General features: G+C 72.7%; 15 protein-coding genes. 7 read left to right on the forward strand and 8 right to left on the reverse strand.

The features are described 5' to 3' along the window. Position 1: 1 nt before the first annotated feature. From ACZ7HQ_RS11845 to ACZ7HQ_RS11865, 5 genes are read right to left on the reverse strand one after another with little or no spacing between them, the layout of a single operon-like run. The gene (locus ACZ7HQ_RS11845) at positions 2–1,174 is read right to left on the reverse strand and encodes an acyl-CoA dehydrogenase family protein (RefSeq protein WP_470987469.1); all 1,173 of its coding nucleotides are present in this window, start codon (positions 1,172–1,174) and stop codon (positions 2–4) included. Between the two features lie 36 nt (positions 1,175–1,210). Next, positions 1,211–3,265, reverse strand: coding sequence for an acetate--CoA ligase family protein (locus tag ACZ7HQ_RS11850; RefSeq protein WP_470987470.1), 2,055 nt, complete (start codon positions 3,263–3,265; stop codon positions 1,211–1,213). A gap of 1 nt (position 3,266) precedes the next feature. Further along, positions 3,267–3,449: a ferredoxin gene (locus tag ACZ7HQ_RS11855; RefSeq protein ID WP_470987471.1), complete on the reverse strand. Its 183-nt coding sequence runs from the start codon at positions 3,447–3,449 to the stop codon at positions 3,267–3,269. Positions 3,450–3,498: 49 nt separating this feature from the next. After that, a complete protein-coding gene (locus tag ACZ7HQ_RS11860) occupies positions 3,499–4,755 on the reverse strand; it encodes an NADH-ubiquinone oxidoreductase-F iron-sulfur binding region domain-containing protein (protein ID WP_470987472.1) in 1,257 nt (418 codons plus the stop codon). Further along, the gene (locus ACZ7HQ_RS11865) at positions 4,752–5,180 is read right to left on the reverse strand and encodes a hypothetical protein (protein WP_470987473.1); all 429 of its coding nucleotides are present in this window, start codon (positions 5,178–5,180) and stop codon (positions 4,752–4,754) included. The genes ACZ7HQ_RS11860 and ACZ7HQ_RS11865 overlap by 4 nt, the downstream gene beginning before the upstream one ends. A 424-nt stretch (positions 5,181–5,604) precedes the next feature. Between ACZ7HQ_RS11865 and ACZ7HQ_RS11870 the strand changes: the two genes are divergently transcribed. The 7 genes from ACZ7HQ_RS11870 (at position 5,605) to ACZ7HQ_RS11900 (ending at position 13,702) form a co-directional block, all read left to right on the forward strand. Next, positions 5,605–6,813: an aromatic ring-hydroxylating oxygenase subunit alpha gene (locus ACZ7HQ_RS11870; protein ID WP_470987475.1), complete on the forward strand. Its 1,209-nt coding sequence runs from the start codon at positions 5,605–5,607 to the stop codon at positions 6,811–6,813. Positions 6,814–6,985: 172 nt separating this feature from the next. After that, positions 6,986–8,110 (forward strand): polyamine ABC transporter substrate-binding protein, encoded by a 1,125-nt coding sequence (locus ACZ7HQ_RS11875; protein WP_470987477.1) that lies wholly within the window; start codon positions 6,986–6,988, stop codon positions 8,108–8,110. Position 8,111: 1 nt separating this feature from the next. After that, a complete protein-coding gene (locus ACZ7HQ_RS11880; RefSeq protein WP_470987479.1) occupies positions 8,112–8,996 on the forward strand; it encodes an ABC transporter permease in 885 nt (294 codons plus the stop codon). Further along, complete coding sequence (locus ACZ7HQ_RS11885; RefSeq protein ID WP_470987481.1) at positions 8,993–9,874, forward strand: ABC transporter permease; 882 nt, start codon at positions 8,993–8,995, stop codon at positions 9,872–9,874. The genes ACZ7HQ_RS11880 and ACZ7HQ_RS11885 overlap by 4 nt, the downstream gene beginning before the upstream one ends. Positions 9,875–9,877: 3 nt before the next feature. Next, complete coding sequence (locus ACZ7HQ_RS11890) at positions 9,878–10,948, forward strand: ABC transporter ATP-binding protein (RefSeq protein ID WP_470987484.1); 1,071 nt, start codon at positions 9,878–9,880, stop codon at positions 10,946–10,948. 26 nt (positions 10,949–10,974) lie between these two features. After that, entirely contained in the window at positions 10,975–12,288 is a 1,314-nt protein-coding gene (locus ACZ7HQ_RS11895; RefSeq protein WP_470987487.1) for a flavin monoamine oxidase family protein, read from the forward strand. After that, entirely contained in the window at positions 12,281–13,702 is a 1,422-nt protein-coding gene (locus ACZ7HQ_RS11900) for an aminobutyraldehyde dehydrogenase (protein WP_470987488.1), read from the forward strand. Before ACZ7HQ_RS11895 ends, ACZ7HQ_RS11900 begins: the two co-directional genes overlap by 8 nt. Here ACZ7HQ_RS11900 and ACZ7HQ_RS11905 read toward each other — a convergent pair. The 3 genes from ACZ7HQ_RS11905 to ACZ7HQ_RS11915 form a co-directional block, all read right to left on the reverse strand. Then, entirely contained in the window at positions 13,692–14,117 is a 426-nt protein-coding gene (locus ACZ7HQ_RS11905; protein ID WP_470987489.1) for an SRPBCC family protein, read from the reverse strand. The genes ACZ7HQ_RS11900 and ACZ7HQ_RS11905 overlap by 11 nt on opposite strands. Positions 14,118–14,129: 12 nt before the next feature. Next, positions 14,130–14,582, reverse strand: coding sequence for a MarR family winged helix-turn-helix transcriptional regulator (locus ACZ7HQ_RS11910; RefSeq protein ID WP_470987490.1), 453 nt, complete (start codon positions 14,580–14,582; stop codon positions 14,130–14,132). 161 nt (positions 14,583–14,743) lie between these two features. Next, a complete protein-coding gene (locus ACZ7HQ_RS11915) occupies positions 14,744–15,976 on the reverse strand; it encodes an FAD-dependent oxidoreductase (RefSeq protein WP_470987491.1) in 1,233 nt (410 codons plus the stop codon). Positions 15,977–15,979: the final 3 nt, after the last annotated feature.

Consider the following 15,979-nt stretch of genomic DNA (forward strand, 5'->3'; position numbering starts at 1 on the left):
TTCAGTGCGTGGGCAGGGCCAGGGCGCGGGTGCCGCGCTTGATCAGCTCGTTGGCGATGATCAGCCGCTGGATCTCGGAGGTCCCCTCCCAGATCCGGTCCACGCGCAGCTCGCGGTACATGCGCTCGACGGGGTACGTGCGGTCGTAGCCGCGGCCGCCGAAGATCTGCAGACAGCGGTCGGCGACCCGGCCGGCGGCCTCACTGGCCGCGAGCTTGGCGGTGGAGGCCTTGGCGTGCAGCGTCTTGCGGTCGGTGTCCGGCTGGTCCGCCTCCCAGGCGACCTGGTGGGTGTAGGCGCGGTTGACGGCGATGTCCACGGCGCAGTCCGCGAGCATGCCCTGGATCAGCTGGTAGGAGGCGATCGGCGCCCCGAACTGCTCCCGCTCCACCGCCCAGTCCCGGGCCAGTTCCAGCGCGCGCTCGGCGGCGCCGACGGTGCGCGCGGCGATCATCAGGCGTTCGTCGGTGAACCATTCCTTGGTCAGCTCGTAGCCGTTGCCGACCCCGCCGAGCACGTCCTCGTCGGCCACGAAGACGTCGGTGAAGGTGAACTCGGGGTGCCCGTTGACCGCGGAGTGCATGAAGCGCGGCACGCGGGTCATCTCGACGCCGGGTGCGGCCTTGTCCACGAAGAAGAGGGTGGGCAGCCGGTCCGGGCCGGCGTCGGCCTGCACCAGCAGAAAGTCGGCGATGTCACCGCAGGTCACGAACCACTTCTCGCCATTGAGCAGCCAGCCGCCTTCGGTGCGGGTGGCGCAGGAGGTGCCGGAGGAGGGGTCCGAGCCCGCGCCCGGCTCGGTGACGGCGAACGCGTCGAACCTCTCCCCGCGGATCACGGGCAGCAGGTACTTCTCGCGCTGCCGTTCGTCGCCGTGCGCGAGCACGTTGGCGGGGCGCCAGGGGATGTCCCACAGGCAGTTGGTCACCTTGCCGAACTCCTCCTCCACGATCACCTGGTCGAGGAGGCTGAGACCGGCGCCGCCCCACTCGGCGGGCATGTTGATGGCGTAGACGCCGGCGTCCATGGCGGCCCGGGTCAGTTCGGCGACGAGCTGCTGCGGCAGGGGGCCGCCGGCCTGCTCGGACTGGTCCTCGTACCGCATCAGCAGGCGCGCGTAGCCGGCGGCGCGGCGCTTGAGGTCGGCCTGTTCGGGGGTGTAGCGCATGTCCATGGGGGGGCCTCTTCGGTCGGGGCACAAGGGGATGTGTCAGGCGAGCACGGCGCGGGAGTCCAGGGCGAGGGCCCCGCGCGGGCTCACGAGCAGCGGGTTGACCTCGATCTCGGCGATCTCCGGGTGAGCCGCGGCGAAGGCGGTGATCGTCTCGACGGCCGCCGCGGCCGCGGTGACGTCGACGGGGGGCCTGCCGCGCACCCCGTCGAGCAGGGCGGCGGTGCGCAGTCCGCGCAGCAGGTGCAGGGCGCGGTCGGCGGTCACGGGGGCGAGAGTGAAGGCGATGTCGTGCAGGGCCTCGGCGAGCACTCCGCCCAGACCCACCATGGCGACGGGGCCGAAGCGGGGGTCGCGGTTGACGCCGACGATCAGTTCGACGCCGTCGGTCAGGTCCGCCATGGCCTCGACGGAGTAGGCGCGGGCGCCGAGCCGGGCGTGCATCTCGCGGAAGGCGGCGAGGAGTTCGGCGGGGCCGGCCAGGCCCAGGGCCACGCCGCCGGCGTCGGACTTGTGCAGGAGGTGGAGGGCCTTGAGCACGTACGGCCCGGCGAACTCCTCGGTGACGGCGAGCAGTTCGGTCTCGTGGTGCACCTCCCGCGCGGCGGGGAAGGCCAGTCCGGCGGCTTCGAGGGCCCTGCGGGTCTCCAGGTATCCACTCTCGCCGAGCGGTGCCTCGGGGCGGGGAAGGGGCGTGACGCCGGTGTGCGGTGCGCGGGGTGCCGTGGCGGCGAGGGCGCGGGCGGCGTCCTCGGTGGCGGAGAAGACCGGGATGCCGGCCGCGGCGAGGGTACGGCAGCTGGGCGAGGCGGGGTACATGGACTGCACCACGAGCGGTTTGGCGGTGGCGCGGTGACGGGCGGCGATCAGGCGCGCGGCGGCCTGTTCCCCGTCCGCGAGGACCGTGCCGCCTCCGCCGAGCCCGCCGTCGGCGGCCGCGTACCCGCCGAAGTAGCCCGTCATCAGCACGGCGTCGGTCTCCTCGGCCGCCAGCAGCGCGGCGACGGTCCCGGCGTACGAACCCGGGTCCCGCTCGCCCATTCCGGCGAGGTCCACCGGATTGGCGAGGGCCGACTGCTCCCACAGGATGTCCCGGAGCGATTCCTGTGTCGGGCGGTGGAGTTCGGGGACGGTCAGGCCGGCCGTCTCGACGGCGTCGGCGGCGATGACGCCGTGGCCGCCGCCGTCGGTGAGGACGGCGACCCGGCGTCCGGCCGCGCGCCGGGTGCCGTTCAGCGCGGCCAGGACGACGGTGAGTTCACGCGGGGTGGCGACCAGTTCCACTCCGGCGTCCCGGCACGCCGCCGTCACCACGTCGGCCGAGGTGGTCAGCGCGCCGGTGTGCGACTGGGCGCTGCGCGCGGAGGCGTCACCGCGTCCGCCGGTGAGCAGCACCACGGGTTTCCCGGCGTCGGCGGCCGCCTCGGCGAAGGCGCGTCCGTCGGCGAAGTCCTCCGCGTAGACCGCGATGGCGTGGGTGCCCTCGTGCCGTGCGCAGTCCGCGAGCAGGTCGACGAGGGTGACGTCGGCCTGGTTTCCCAGCGAGACGAACCGGGAGAAGCCCAGACCGTGCGGGCGGAAGCGGAGCTGGAGTTCCAGGGCGAGGTTCCCGCTCTGGCTGAGCAGTGCGACACCGCCGGGGGTGAAGGTGTCGGAGGCCAGGAAGAGGTCCGTGGTGTTGTCGGCCAGCCCCAGGCAGTTCGGTCCGACCATCACGGCACCGGCGGCGCGTACGCGTTCGGCGACGGCGCGCTGGCGTGCTCGTCCCGCGTCGCCGGTCTCCGCGAAGCCGGCGGTGATGGCGACGATGGCCCGGGCCCCGCAGGCGAGGGCCTCGTCGACGGCGTCCTCGAATCCGGCGGCGGGTACGGAGACCACCGCCAGGTCGACGGGTTCGCCGATCGCGCCGAGGCTGGGCGCGGCGGTGCGGCCGAGTACCGTGCCGCCGCGCCGGTTGACGAGGTGGAGGGGGCGGCGGCCGTTCGCGCGCAGGGCTTGTGCGGCGATGGCGTGGCCGTACTTGGCCGGGTCGTCGCTGGCTCCGACGACGGCGACGGATACGGGGTCGAAGAGTGCCGACAGGTCGCGTCCCATGTCACTTCGCCAGTCGTAGCGCGGAGTTGGGGCAGGCGGCGACGGCGGCGTCCGCGTCACCGGGAGCCACTTCGCTGACGCGGACCTGGGCGTACCCCCACTCGTCGAGCTCGATCAGCTCGGGCGCGGGTTCCTGGCAGAGGCCGTAGCCCTGGCAGCGGGTGGAGTCCAGCAGGAGTTTCACGACGGGGTCCTTTCGGGTGCGCTGGGCTTGGGGCGGGACGTGGAGCGGGTCAGGGCACGGTCACCGTGAACCGGCGGCCGTCGTCGGGTGTCACGGCCGTGCACGCCGGGCAGCCGGAGCCGCGGTGGGCGTCGATCCGGGCGGGGAAGTGGGCGAGGAGGGTGGCGACGATGCGGGCGGCCGCGTCGAGGAGCCCGCAGGCCCCGCGGCCGGGCAGCTGCCGCGACCAGCGGTGCAGCTGTCCGGCCGTGTCATCGCCGGCCGCGCCGCGTGCGACGGCCGTGAGGGTGCCGGCCAGCGCCCCGGTTCCGGAGACGCACACACCGCACTGCCGCGCGCTCTGTGCCGCGAGGTAGGCGGTGGCCTCGGCGGCCAGGGCGACCGGGCAGTCCTCCGGGTGCAGGAAGTGCAGCGCCGCGCAGCCGAGCGCTCCGCCGACGGCCTTCAGGCGGTCGTGGTCGAGCGGCAGGTCCCTCCAGCCGGGGCCGTACAGCCCGCCGAACAGGCCGCCCAGCAGGACCGCCTCCGCCCTGCCGTGCCCGCACAGGTCGGCGAGGAGCTTCAGGTGGGCGCCGACGGGTGCTTCGACCAGCGCGGCGGCGCGGCCGCCTGATCCGGAGAGGGTCACCAGATGGGCACCGGAGACCGCCGCCGCGGCGTCGGGGCACGAGTGCATCAGCGCGATCCGCGCCAGTGTCTCCACGTTGGCGACCAGGGTCGGTGCGCCGCCGACCCCCGCTTCGAAGGGGCGCGGGGGTTTCGCCGTGGGCAGCGCGGGACCGCCCTCGATGCGTCGTACGACCGCGGTTTCCTCACCGGCGACGTACGCGTGCGGCGTCCGTACGACGTCGATGCGCAGCCCGGTGGGACGCTCGGCGAGGGCGTGCCGGACGACGTGCTCGGCGACGGGGTCCGAGAGGTAGACGAAGCCGTGTCCGGCGCCGGTCATGGCCGCGGCCAGCCGCAGCCCGTCAAGGACCAGATGCGGCCGGTGGCACAGCAGCCACCGGTCCTTGACCGAGCCGGGCTCGCCCTCCTCCCCGTTGGCGACGACGACGGGCCGGCCGGGCGCGTCGCGGACCGCGCGCAGCTTCACGGCGGCGGGGAAGCCGGCACCCCCGCGGCCCCGCAGTCCGAGGTCGGCGATCCAGTCGAGCAGCCGGTCGTGCGAGGTCAGCGGCGCGTACCCGCCCACGGCGAGATACCGGGCGAGGTCCTCGACACCTTGGTACGGCTCGGCGCCGAACACCGGCGAGACGAGCAGGCCGGGCTGTCCTTCGGGGAGGAGGCAGTGGACGCCGGTCATGCGGTGCTCCTGGGCTCGGTGCGGCCGAAGGGGGTGGGGCGGCTGCGGGCTTTCAGGCGGGTCAGTGCTGCTTCCAGGTCCCGCCGTTGTGCTGCGGTGCGCGCGTAGGCGGTGCCGGGCAGGCCGATCAGCATGCGGTGGTGGTCGAGGACGACCTCGCCGGCCACCAGCGCCGGACGGGGGTCGGTGGTCGGGGATCCCGCCGCGGCCTCGACGACCAGGTCGGTGACCTCGCGGAGGTAGCGCAGCCAGCTGTCCTGGGTGCCGCGCAGCACCAGCCGCTGGACGCGTCGGCGCTCGGCGGCGACCAGGGCCGACGGCGGGCGGGCGGCCGCCGGCGTCCGGAGGGCGGCCACCGCGGTGGGCAGTTCCTGTTCGGGCTCCGGTGTGAGGCCGAGCCATACCAGACTTCGGCGAGCGCTCATGCGTGCCTCCTCGGTCGCACCGCGTCCGGACGGGCCGGAACGGGCTGGCGCGGCGATGGCATGGACGGGAGGGTGCTCCGCGCCCGAGTGGGGCGGGAGGACGGGAGGGTGCTCCGCGCCCGGGTGGGGCGGGAGGCGGGCGCGGGTGCCGGCCGCACGGCCGGACACCTTGGTGGCGTGGACCGGGATCCACGGGCTCGGTGGAAGAGGGCCGAGGAGCCCTCCGCGGGCCTGGCCGTCCACCTGCCACGACACTAACTAACTAATTAGTCAGCCCACAAGTCTTGACTTGGCGCCGCCCCGGTCGCACTCTGACTAACCAATTAGTCAGCCGGATCCCGGCAGGTCGCAAGCCGAACCTGCCCGATGTCCCGGCGCCGCCTCACCGCCCATCGCCGCCGCCGCGGCGCGGAGGAGGATTCCCGTGCACCCCTCGACCACCCGGGCAGCCGCCGTCTCGCCCGCCCCGCCGAAGCCGCCGCCCCCGGAGCACCCCGGGCAGGCCCTCCCGGCCCGCTACTACACGGATCCGGCCATCGCGGAGGCCGAGACCGAGCACATCTTCGCCACGTCGTGGCAGCTCGTGTGCCACGAGTCCGACCTCCCCGGACCCGGCGCCCGCCTGACCGCGACCGCCGCGGGCCGGGAGGTGCTGGTGGTCCGGACCGAGGACGGCGGCCTCGCCGCCCACCTCAATGTCTGCCGGCACCGCGGCACCCGTCTCGTCACGGAACCCGAGCCGTCCGGCAAGGCCATCCGCTGCCCGTACCACGGCTGGACCTACAAGCTCGACGGACGTCTCGTCGGCGCCCCCGAGGCACGCCGTATCCCCTGCCTGGACAAGCCCCGGCTCGGCCTGCACCCGGTCAACGTGGAGTCGTTCCTCGGCTTCGTCTTCGTCAACCTCGACATGGAGGCGACCCCGCTGACGGAGAGCTGCGCGGGGCTCGCCGAGGCCGTCGGCCGCTACGCCGGGCCCGGCCTCGTACCCGTCGGCAGGCACCGCATCCACGACCTGGCGGGCGGCGAGCAGCAGAACGCCAACTGGAAGGTGATCGTCGACAACTACCTGGAGGGGTACCACGTCCCGGTCGCGCACCCCGCGCTGATGCGACTGCTGGACTACCAGGCGTACACGGTGGACGTTCAGGAGAACTACGTCCTGTTCGAGTCACCGCTGCGCGACAAGCCCTCCTCGAACTGGACCGAGCGGCTCTACCAGCGCCTGGCGACCCCGATGCCGGGGCTGGCCGAGGCCGACCGGCGTGTGTGGCGGTACGCCGTGATCTATCCGAACACGCTCATCGACTTCTACCCTGACCACGTGCTCGCGTGGACCGCCCTGCCCACCGCCCAGGACCGGGCGGCGATCCCCGGCGGCTTCTACACGAAGCACGGCGAGAGCGTCCGCACCCGGCTGGCCCGGCGGCTGAACATCCACATCGGCTGGGTCACCAACGACGAGGACGCCGAGCTGGTGGAGCGCGTGCAGGCCGGACTGACCACACCCGGTTTCGAGCCGGGACCGCTGTCGCAGCGCGAGGCCGCCGTGGGCTGGTTCGCCCGCCGGGTCCGGGACGACCTGGCAGGGCACACCCGGGGCCGGGACGACCTGGAGGGGGACGCCCGGTGACCTCCTCCCCCACGCCGTACGCCATGGGCCCCCGGACGGACTTACCCCTCCCCCGCTGACGCACGCTCGCACCCTCCCCAGACCGGTCCTTCCTACGGAGTCAGGGCCTCCGTGAGCCGACCCGCCGGTCCAGCCCTGGAGTTGTGCCGTTCCTCGACGGAGAGGACGTTCCGTGTCCCCCGAGGTACCCCCACCCACCCGACGCGCCGTGCTGCGGACCGGTGTCTGCGGACTGCTCGGCGCCGCGGCAGGCGGCTGCGGGTTCATGCCCGCCAAGAGACCCGACGCGCGGGCGCTCGCGCCGGTCGAGCCGCGCGTCGACGGCGATCTCGTCTACTTCAACTGGGCCGACTACGTCGACCCGTCCGTGTTCAAGGGCTTCGAGAAGGAGTACGGCGTCCAGGTCATCCAGTCGAACTTCGACTCGATGGAGGGCATGGTCGCCAAGCTCAACGCCGGCAACCGCTACGACATCGTCTTCCCCTCCGCCAAATGGGCCCAGCGTCTGGCCCACGCGGGCCGGCTGCGCCGGATCGACCACTCCCGGCTAGCCCACGCCGGCGCGATATTCGGCACGTACACCTACTTCGCCGACCCCTGGTACGACCCCGGCTCCGCGCACACCGTCCCCTTCACCGCGTACAAGACCGGGATCGGCTGGCGCCGCGACCGGATCGGTGAACTCACCGGTTCCTGGCGGGACCTGTGGAGCGACAAGGCCAGGGGCAGGGTCTTCCTGCTGGACGACCGCGACGAGGTGCTCGGCATGGGCGCTCTCGAACTCGGCCTGGGCGTCAGCACCGGCGACACCGGTGACCTCGACCGCATCACCTCCCTGCTGAGCACTCTCCGCCCGCGGCTGCGCGGCTTCTCCAGCGACAGCTACAACAACCTGCTCAACGGCAACGCCGTCATGACCCAGGCGTGGAGCGGCGACATGGCCGCGATGCTCAACCAGGCCAAGGACCCCTCGGTGTTCGGCTTCGAGGCCCCGAAGGAGGGCACGCCGATCAACTCCGACTGCTACGCCATCCCGTGGAACGCCCCGCACCCCGGCACCGCCATGCTGTTCATCGACTACATGCTGCGACCGGAGAACGTGAAGAAGAACATCGAGTACATCGGCTATCCGATGCCGGTGGCCGGCTCCGAGAAGACCTATGCCGAGCTGGTCAAACCCTTCCCCGAGTGCCTCGTCACCGAGGACGAGCTGAAGGGGGACCTGTTCTTCCGCAACGGCAGCCGTGCGGCGGAGGACGCCCGCGACACCGCCTGGACCCATGTGAAGGCGGGCTGACATGGCACTTCTCCCCCGCCGCCGGGGCCCAGGCGCCACCGGCACCCGCATCTGGACCTGGTTCATGCTGCCGGGCACCCTGTGGATGACCGGGTTCCTGATCGCCTCGCTGACGCTCGTCGCCGTCCTCGCGGTCGGCACCACCGACGACCTCGGCAACCCGCGCTTCGGCTTCGACCTGTCCGGTGTCCGCGCCCTCGCCGACCCGGCCTACACCGAGGTCCTGGCCCGCTCGCTCGGCTACGCCCTGCTGACCTGCGCGATCTGTCTGCTGATCGCCTACCCGGTGGCATACACCATCGCCCTGCACGGCGGACGCTGCAAACACGCGCTGATCGCCGCGATCGTGGTGCCGTTCTTCGCCAACTACCTGGTCCGCATGTACGGCTGGTCGGTGGTCCTCTCCGACGACGGACCGGTGCTGCGCGCCCTGCGTGCCGTCGGGCTGGCCGACGGGAACACGAAGATCCTCAACACCGGCGTGGGCGTGGTCGCCGGGCTCGTCTACGGCTTCGTCGTCTTCATGATCATCCCGCTGTACGCGGCCCTGGAACGCCTGGACGTCTCCCTCATCGAGGCCGGCCGCGACCTGTACGGCGGCCCCGTCCGCACCTTCTTCTTCGTCACCCTGCCCGCCACCCGGCAGGGCGCGGCGGCCGGGCTCGTCCTGGTCTTCCTGCCCGCCATGGGCGACTTCGTCAGCGCACAGCTCATGGGAGGACCGGACCAGATCATGATCGGCAACCTCATTCAGGACAAGTTCTTCCAGGGCCAGAACTGGCCGCTGGGCTCCGCGCTCACCATGCTGCTGATGCTGGTGCTGCTGATCGGGATGTTCGGGTATCTGCGGCGCACCCGCAAGGACGAGGCGGAGGCCCGGCGATGACCCTGCTGCGTCTGCCCTCCGCCGCCGCACCCGCCCGCGCCACCGGCCGGGCCCGCGCCCGGCGCGGGCGCGCCGACCGGAGGCCACGGATCCTGATCGCCGTCACCGGGCTGTTCTTCGCCGTGCTCTACCTGCCCATCGCCGTGGTGGCCCTGTTCTCGTTCAACTCCAAGAAGTCCCTGACCGTGTTCGGCGGCTTCAGTCTGCGCTGGTACCGCGCCTTCGTCCACGACGACGTGCTGATCGCCTCGCTGGGGACCAGTCTGCGCATCTCCCTGGTGGCGACGGCCGGTTCGGTCGTGCTCGGCGGGGCGCTGGCGCTCGGCCTGGTGCGCTGCCGTACCCGGCTCGGTTCGCTGGCCGGCCTGATCATGCTGGTGCCGCTGATCACGCCGGAGATCGTCACCGGCGTGGCCTCGATGCTGCTGTTCAAGGGTCTGGGCGTGGCCCTGTCGACGGGCACGGTGATGCTCTCGGAGATCACCTTCTCCATCTCCTACGTCACCGTCATCCTCCGCTCCCGGGTCGCGGCGCTGAACCCCGAGGTGGAGGAGGCCGCGCTGGACCTGGGCGCCACCCGCTGGCAGGCGGTCCGCCTGGTCACCCTGCCGGCCCTGCTGCCCGCCGTACTCGCCTCGGCCGTGCTCATCTTCGCGCTCGTCTTCGACGACTTCGTCCTCGCCTACTTCACCACCGGCGTCGACCCCCAGCCGCTGTCGGTGCGGATCTACTCGGCGATCCGCTTCGGGCTGCAGCCCACCATCAACGCCGTCGGCACGCTGATGCTCGCGGCGTCCATCGCCCTCATCGCGCTGGCCCTGTTCATCCCGCGCCTCTTCGGCCGCCGCGGTGGCCTCGACATCCTCTCCGGAGAGTGATCCATGGACGCGACCCCCGCCGTCCGGCTCGACGGCGTCTCCAAGCGGTTCGGGGACTCCTACGCCGTCCACCGTCTCGACCTCGACATCGAGGCCGGCCACTTCTTCTCCCTGCTGGGGCCCTCCGGCTGCGGCAAGACGACCTCGCTGCGCATGATCGGCGGGTTCAGCGATCCCACCGAGGGTGCGGTGCTGCTGGCCGGTGAGGACGTGACCGCGCTCCCGCCCAACAAGCGCAACGTCAACACCGTCTTCCAGAGCTACGCGCTCTTCGACCACCTGGGCGTCGCCGACAACGTCGGCTTCGGCCTCAAGCGCAACGGCGTCGCCAGGGCCGAGATCCGGCGGCGTGTCGGCGAGATGCTGGAGCTGGTCCAGCTCGCCGGCCTCGCCGACCGCAAGCCCCGTACCCTCTCCGGCGGTCAGCGCCAGCGCGTCGCGCTCGCCCGGGCGCTGGTCAACCGTCCGGCCGTGCTGCTCCTGGACGAGCCGCTGGCCGCGCTGGACCTGAAGCTGCGCCGGCAGATGCAGGTGGAGCTGAAGCAGATCCAGCGCGAGGTGGGCATCACGTTCGTCTTCGTCACCCATGACCAGGACGAGGCGCTGACGATGTCGGACCGGATCGCCGTGATGCACGAGGGGCGCATCGAGCAGTGCGGCACCCCCGAGGACGTCTACGAGCATCCCGCCAGCCGGTTCGTGGCGTCCTTCATGGGCACCTCGAACCTGATGAGCGGCACCTACCGGGGCGGCGAGGTCGCCCTGGACGGCGGCCCGGCCCTGCCGGTCGGCGCACGGTCCGGTATCGCGGACGGCACCGCCGTCAGCGTCTCCGTGCGCCCGGAGAAGATCTGGCTGTCGGACTTCGAGCCGGGCATGTCGATGCTGAGCGGTGTGATCCGCGAGACCGTCTACAGCGGTCCGACCACCACCTACCTGATCGAACTCGCCCCGGGCGTCACGCTGTCGGTGCTGGAGCAGAACACGTCCCGCGCGCGCATGGAGGACCGCTGGAGCGGCGGCGAGACGGTGGAGTTCGGCTGGCGGCCCGAGCACTGCCTGGTCCTGGCCTGAGCCCACCCCTGGAGAAAGCGAATGCGATGCATCACGACGTGATCGTGCTCGGCGCCGGGCTGGCCGGGCTCGCCGCCGCCCGGGATCTGGCGGCCGCCGGCACCGACGTGCTCGTCCTGGAGGCCCGGGACCGGGTCGGGGGCCGGGTCGAGCAGACCCGCACCCCCGACGGCCGCACCGTCCAGCTGGGCGGCGAGGTGGTCGGCCGTGCCCACACCGCGTACCTGCGACTGGCCGGGGAACTCGGCCTGGAGCTGGTCCCCAGCTATGTCGCCGAACCCGGCCGTATGACCCGTTCCACACCCGAGGGTCTCTCGGCGGGCGATCCGCCGCACTGGTTCGGCCCCGGTGACATGGCGCGGCACGAGCAGCTGAGCAAGGAGTTCGGCGAACTCGCCGCCACGGTCGACCCCGGCGATCCCTGGTCGCACCCGGAAGCGGCCGCCCTGGACCGGCTGTCCGTGGCCGAGTGGCTGCGCTCCCGCCACGCCGGTCCCGCGGTGGTACGGCTGTGGGACATCGGCCAACTGGCCCTGGCGGGCGGATCGTACGAGCGGATCTCGCTCCTGGCCGCGCTCCGCAAGAGCGCGGCGGTCCCCGGTGCGGGCGACTACGACTACGACGACTGGGAGGGGCTGCGGCTGGCCGCAGGGTCGGCCACGCTCGCCGAGGTGATGGGCCGCGAGCTGGGCCCGCGCATCCGCCTCGGCTCGCCCGTCGCCGCGCTGGACGTACGCCCCGGCCGCTGCGCCGTGCGCCTGGTCACCGGCGAGGTGCTCACCGCGACGGCCGTGGTGAGCGCCCTGCCTGTGGGTCCGCTGCGGGCGGTCGCCGTCACCGGTGTGAGCGATGCCCGCCTGGCCTCGCTGCACCGGCAACGACAGGCGACGGCCGCCAAGTTCGCCGCGGTGTACGAGCGTCCCTTCTGGCGCGCCGACGGCCTGAGCGGACTGTCCGAGGCCGAAGGGGTGTTGGGCAGTACCTGGCCACAGAACGAGGGCGTGCTGTCGGCGCTGGTGCCGCCCGAGCGCTACGGCGTCCTGCTGGGCACCCCGCCCCAGCTGCGCGTCCCCGAGCTGCTCGGCGAGATGGCCGTCATGTTCGGTGACGAGGCGCTGCGGCCGGCCGCCAGTCATCTGCGGCTGTGGGGAACCGACCCGTGGACCCAGGGATATGTGACGCAGTGGCCGCCGGGCGAGGTGACGGCGGTCGGCCCGCTGCACGGCACCCACGAACCACCGTTCTACGTCTGCGGCTCGGACCAGTGGGTCGCCGGATACATGGAGGGCGCCGTCCGCACCGGCCGCGCCGCCGCCGAGGAGGCACTGCGCCGTGGCTGACACCGACCGCCTCAACCACATCGGCGGCAAGGACGTGGCCGCCGCCGGCGGGGCCACGCTGTCCTTGGTCGACCCGGCCACCGCGCTCCCGCACGGTACGGCCCCGCTCTGCGGACCCGAGGACGTGGACGCGGCCTGCCGGGCGGCGCGGGAGGCCTTTCCCGGCTGGTCGGCCACGACTCCGGCGCAGCGGCAGGCCGCCGTGCTGGGCATCGCCGACGCCCTGGAACGGGAGGCGGCTGCCGTGGCGAGCGCCGAGGTGGCCGACACGGGCAAGCCGCGGGCCCTGTTCCTGGCGGACGAACTGCCCGCGATCGTGGACGTGTTGCGGTACTTCGTGGGAGCCGCGCGGAACCTGCCGGGCGCCGCGGCGGCCGAGTACACACCGGGGCGCACGTCGGTCCTGCGCCGCGAGCCCGTCGGTGTCTGCGCCCAGATCACGCCGTGGAACTACCCGCTGATGATGGCCGTCTGGAAGGTCGCCCCCGCGCTGGCCGCCGGGAACACGGTCGTCCTGAAACCGTCCGACACCACGCCCTCCTCGGCCGTGCTCCTCGCCCGGATGGCCGCCGAGCACCTGCCGCCCGGTGTGCTCAACGTCGTGTGCGGCGACCGTGACACCGGGCGTGCGCTCGTCGCCCACCCGGACGTCCGGCTGGTCGCCGTCACCGGGAGCGTGCGCGCCGGACAGGAGATCGCGGCCGCCGCGGCGGCCGGCCTCAAGCGGCTGCACCTCGAACTCGGCGGCAACGCACCGGTGCTGATCCACGAGGACGCCGATCTCGATGCGGCGGTCGAGCAGTTGTCGTACCTGTCCTTCTACAACGCGGGCCAGGACTGTACGGCGGCCACCAGGATCCTGGTCCATCAGCGCAGGTACGACGCCTTCCTGGACGCGTTCGCCCGGCGGGCCGCACAGCGCGTGCCCGGCCCTCCCGACGACGAGGGGGCCGGCTTCGGCCCGCTGGCCAACGCCGCCCAACTGGCCTCCGTGCAGGGCCTGCTGGAGCGGCTGCCGGCGCACGCGGACATCGTCACCGGTGGCACGACCCTGGCTCGCCCCGGCTACTTCCATCAGGCCACGGTGGTGGCCGGGGCCCGGCAGGAGGACGAGATCGTCCAGAGCGAGGTGTTCGGGCCGGTCGTCACCGTCCAGCCCTTCGCCGACGAGGCCGAGGCGTTGCGGATGGCGAACGCGGTTCCCCAGGGGCTGGCCGCGAGCGTCTGGACCCGCGACCACGACCGGGCCATGCGCGCGAGCCGGGCGCTGCACACCGGCATCGTCTGGGTCAACACGCACGGCACGACGGTCTCGGAGATGCCGCACGGCGGTGTACGCCACTCGGGGTACGGCAGCGACCTCTCCCTCACCGGTCTGCTGGACTACACGCAGGTCAAGCACGTCATGCTGTGACGTCGTCCTGGCCGCCGGTCTCGAGGACCTTCTTGAGGGCGGCCAGTTCGGTGTCGACCAGGTCGGTCTGCGCCTTGAAGTCGGCGTCGGTGAGCGACGGCGGCCGATGGAAGGTGATCATGAACTCGGCGCCGTCGCCGTTGGGGACCACGCGGGCCGGTACCCGCCAGGAGGCGGTGTCGTCGACGTAGTCGTGATCGAGGATGCCGTACGCGGCGTCGGCGTGCAGGCGCAGCCTTGCCGGGCCCAGCGGGGTGGACATGCGCCACCAGTCGGGGTCGTCGGTGGGTTCGATGGACCGGACGTTCACCACGGCCCACCGGGGCCAGTTCGCGGGGTCGGCGAGGAAGGCGAAGACCTGCTCCGAGGGGCGTTCGATGCCGATGGTCTTGGTGACGGAGGGGCTGATGCTCATGGTGCGCTTCTTTCAGGGTGTGTCGGGCGGTGCCGAGGGGTGGGCCTCGCCCACCAGACGCCGGATCCATGCCTCCAGCTGCCGGCGCCGGCCTGCGTCGAGGGAGCCGAAGTAGTGGGCGTCGTTGCGGTCGGCCAGCTCGGCGAGTTCCGGTACGAGGGCATGGCCCCGGTCGGTCAGTACGAGCCGGACCGTGCGCCGGGAGACCGGGTCGGGTTCGCGGCGGACGATCCCCTTGGCCGCGAGGCGGTCGACCAGCCGGGAGACGGCTCCCGGATCGATGTCCATGTGTGCGGCCACGGCCTTGGTGGTGTCGTGCCCGTGGAACACGCTGACCATCACCCCCCACTGGGAGACGGTGACGTCATGCCGGGCGAGTTCGGCCTCGAACCGGCTGTGGACCTCGTCGGACAGCCGACGGAGCCAGTAGCCGAGGTGGTCGTGGAGTCCGCTTGGCTTACTCACACATCCAGCATCGTTGTCACGACAACTCTTGTCAAGGCAATTATGACACGGGCCTCGGCGGGACGGGCGCGGCGCACGCGCGCCCCAGGTCCACCGGGCACCGAAGCGGCTCGGTTCGTATCCTCCGGTGACCCGGAGGCCGGAGGATCGTGGCGCCTCCGCTAGCGGACGGCCGCCGCGGGCGGGCGTTCCCGGAGGGCGCCGTAGGCGACGAAGTACGCGGGCACCCGGCGGACCCAGCGTGACTCCGCGAGCAGGCGTGCCATGCGACGGGCCCGGTCCGCGCTCCCGAGGGGCGGCCGGCCCTGCAGGACGGGGGCGATGAAGCGGGCGTGGGCCGTCCGCTGGAGGGCCTGGGTGGCGACCGCGGTGGGACGGCGGCGGCGCTGCACACGGTGGACGTCGCCGAGGCCCACGGTTCCCCGGCGCAGCGGCTCGGTGAGACAGCGGGCGGCGGCCACGGCGTCCTGCACCGCGAGGTTGATGCCGATGCCGAAGACCGGGGACATCGCGTGCGCGGCGTCGCCGATGCACAGCAGGCCGGGGCGGTGCCAGCGGCGCAGCCGGTCCAGGCGCACGTCGAGCAGTTTGACCTCGTCCCAGGAGCGCACGGCGTGCACCCGGTCGGCCATCCAGGGAGCGGCGGCCGCGAACTGGGCCAGGAAACGGTCGAGGCCGGCGGCGCGGCGCTGGGCGTTCGTACCCTTGGGGATGAGGGCGGCGCACTGCCAGTAGTCGCCGCGGTCGATCATCGCGGTCAGGAAGCGGTCACCTACGGCACCGACGAGTCCCTGCGGGTCGTCTTCCCGGCGCGGCAGCCGGAACCACCAGGCGTCCATCGGGCAGGTGAAGCGGCGCAGTCCCAGTTCCGGCCGGGAGCGGGCCAGCGATCCCCGGCCGTCGCAGGCGACGGTGAGCAGGGCGCGCAACTCGCCAGGACGGCCGTCGGAGGTGCGGTAGCGCACTCCGGTCACCCGTCCGGATTCGGTCACGAAGCCGGTGGCCTCGGTGTTCATGCGCAGATGGAAGGACGGCTCGCGCCGGGCCTCGTCCGCGAGCAGGTCCAGCAGGTCCCACTGGGGCACCATCGCCACGTAGTTGTAGGGCCCCCGGAGCACCGAGAGGTCCGCGACCGTGACCGCCGGCCGGCCGGCTCCGGCCGGCAGTTGGACGGTGCGCACGCGGCGCTGCGGCAACCGGGCGAAACGCTCGGCCAGGCCCAGGTCGTCCAGCAGCGCCAGGGTGGAGGGGTGGACGGTGTCGCCGCGGAAGTCGCGCAGGAAGTCGCCGTGCTTCTCCAGCACCGTCACATCGACGCCGGCCCGGGCCAGCAGCAGGGCGAGCACCATGCCCGCGGGGCCGCCGCCCACCACACAGCAGGTGGTCTGTTCCATGAC

The sequence above is a fragment of the Streptomyces sp. NPDC037290 genome, from assembly GCF_055603245.1.

Excerpts from the sequence above, each read along its gene's own strand:
- ACZ7HQ_RS11845 (WP_470987469.1), bottom strand. The coding sequence starts at position 1,174 with ATGGACATGCGCTACACCCCCGAACAGGCCGACCTCAAGCGCCGCGCC.
- ACZ7HQ_RS11850 (WP_470987470.1), bottom strand. The coding sequence starts at position 3,265 with ATGGGACGCGACCTGTCGGCACTCTTCGACCCCGTATCCGTCGCCGTC.
- ACZ7HQ_RS11860 (WP_470987472.1), bottom strand. The coding sequence starts at position 4,755 with ATGACCGGCGTCCACTGCCTCCTCCCCGAAGGACAGCCCGGCCTGCTC.
- ACZ7HQ_RS11865 (WP_470987473.1), bottom strand. The coding sequence starts at position 5,180 with ATGAGCGCTCGCCGAAGTCTGGTATGGCTCGGCCTCACACCGGAGCCC.
- ACZ7HQ_RS11880 (WP_470987479.1), top strand. The coding sequence starts at position 8,112 with ATGGCACTTCTCCCCCGCCGCCGGGGCCCAGGCGCCACCGGCACCCGC.
- ACZ7HQ_RS11885 (WP_470987481.1), top strand. The coding sequence starts at position 8,993 with ATGACCCTGCTGCGTCTGCCCTCCGCCGCCGCACCCGCCCGCGCCACC.
- ACZ7HQ_RS11890 (WP_470987484.1), top strand. The coding sequence starts at position 9,878 with ATGGACGCGACCCCCGCCGTCCGGCTCGACGGCGTCTCCAAGCGGTTC.
- ACZ7HQ_RS11895 (WP_470987487.1), top strand. The coding sequence starts at position 10,975 with ATGCATCACGACGTGATCGTGCTCGGCGCCGGGCTGGCCGGGCTCGCC.
- ACZ7HQ_RS11905 (WP_470987489.1), bottom strand. The coding sequence starts at position 14,117 with ATGAGCATCAGCCCCTCCGTCACCAAGACCATCGGCATCGAACGCCCC.
- ACZ7HQ_RS11915 (WP_470987491.1), bottom strand. The coding sequence starts at position 15,976 with ATGGAACAGACCACCTGCTGTGTGGTGGGCGGCGGCCCCGCGGGCATG.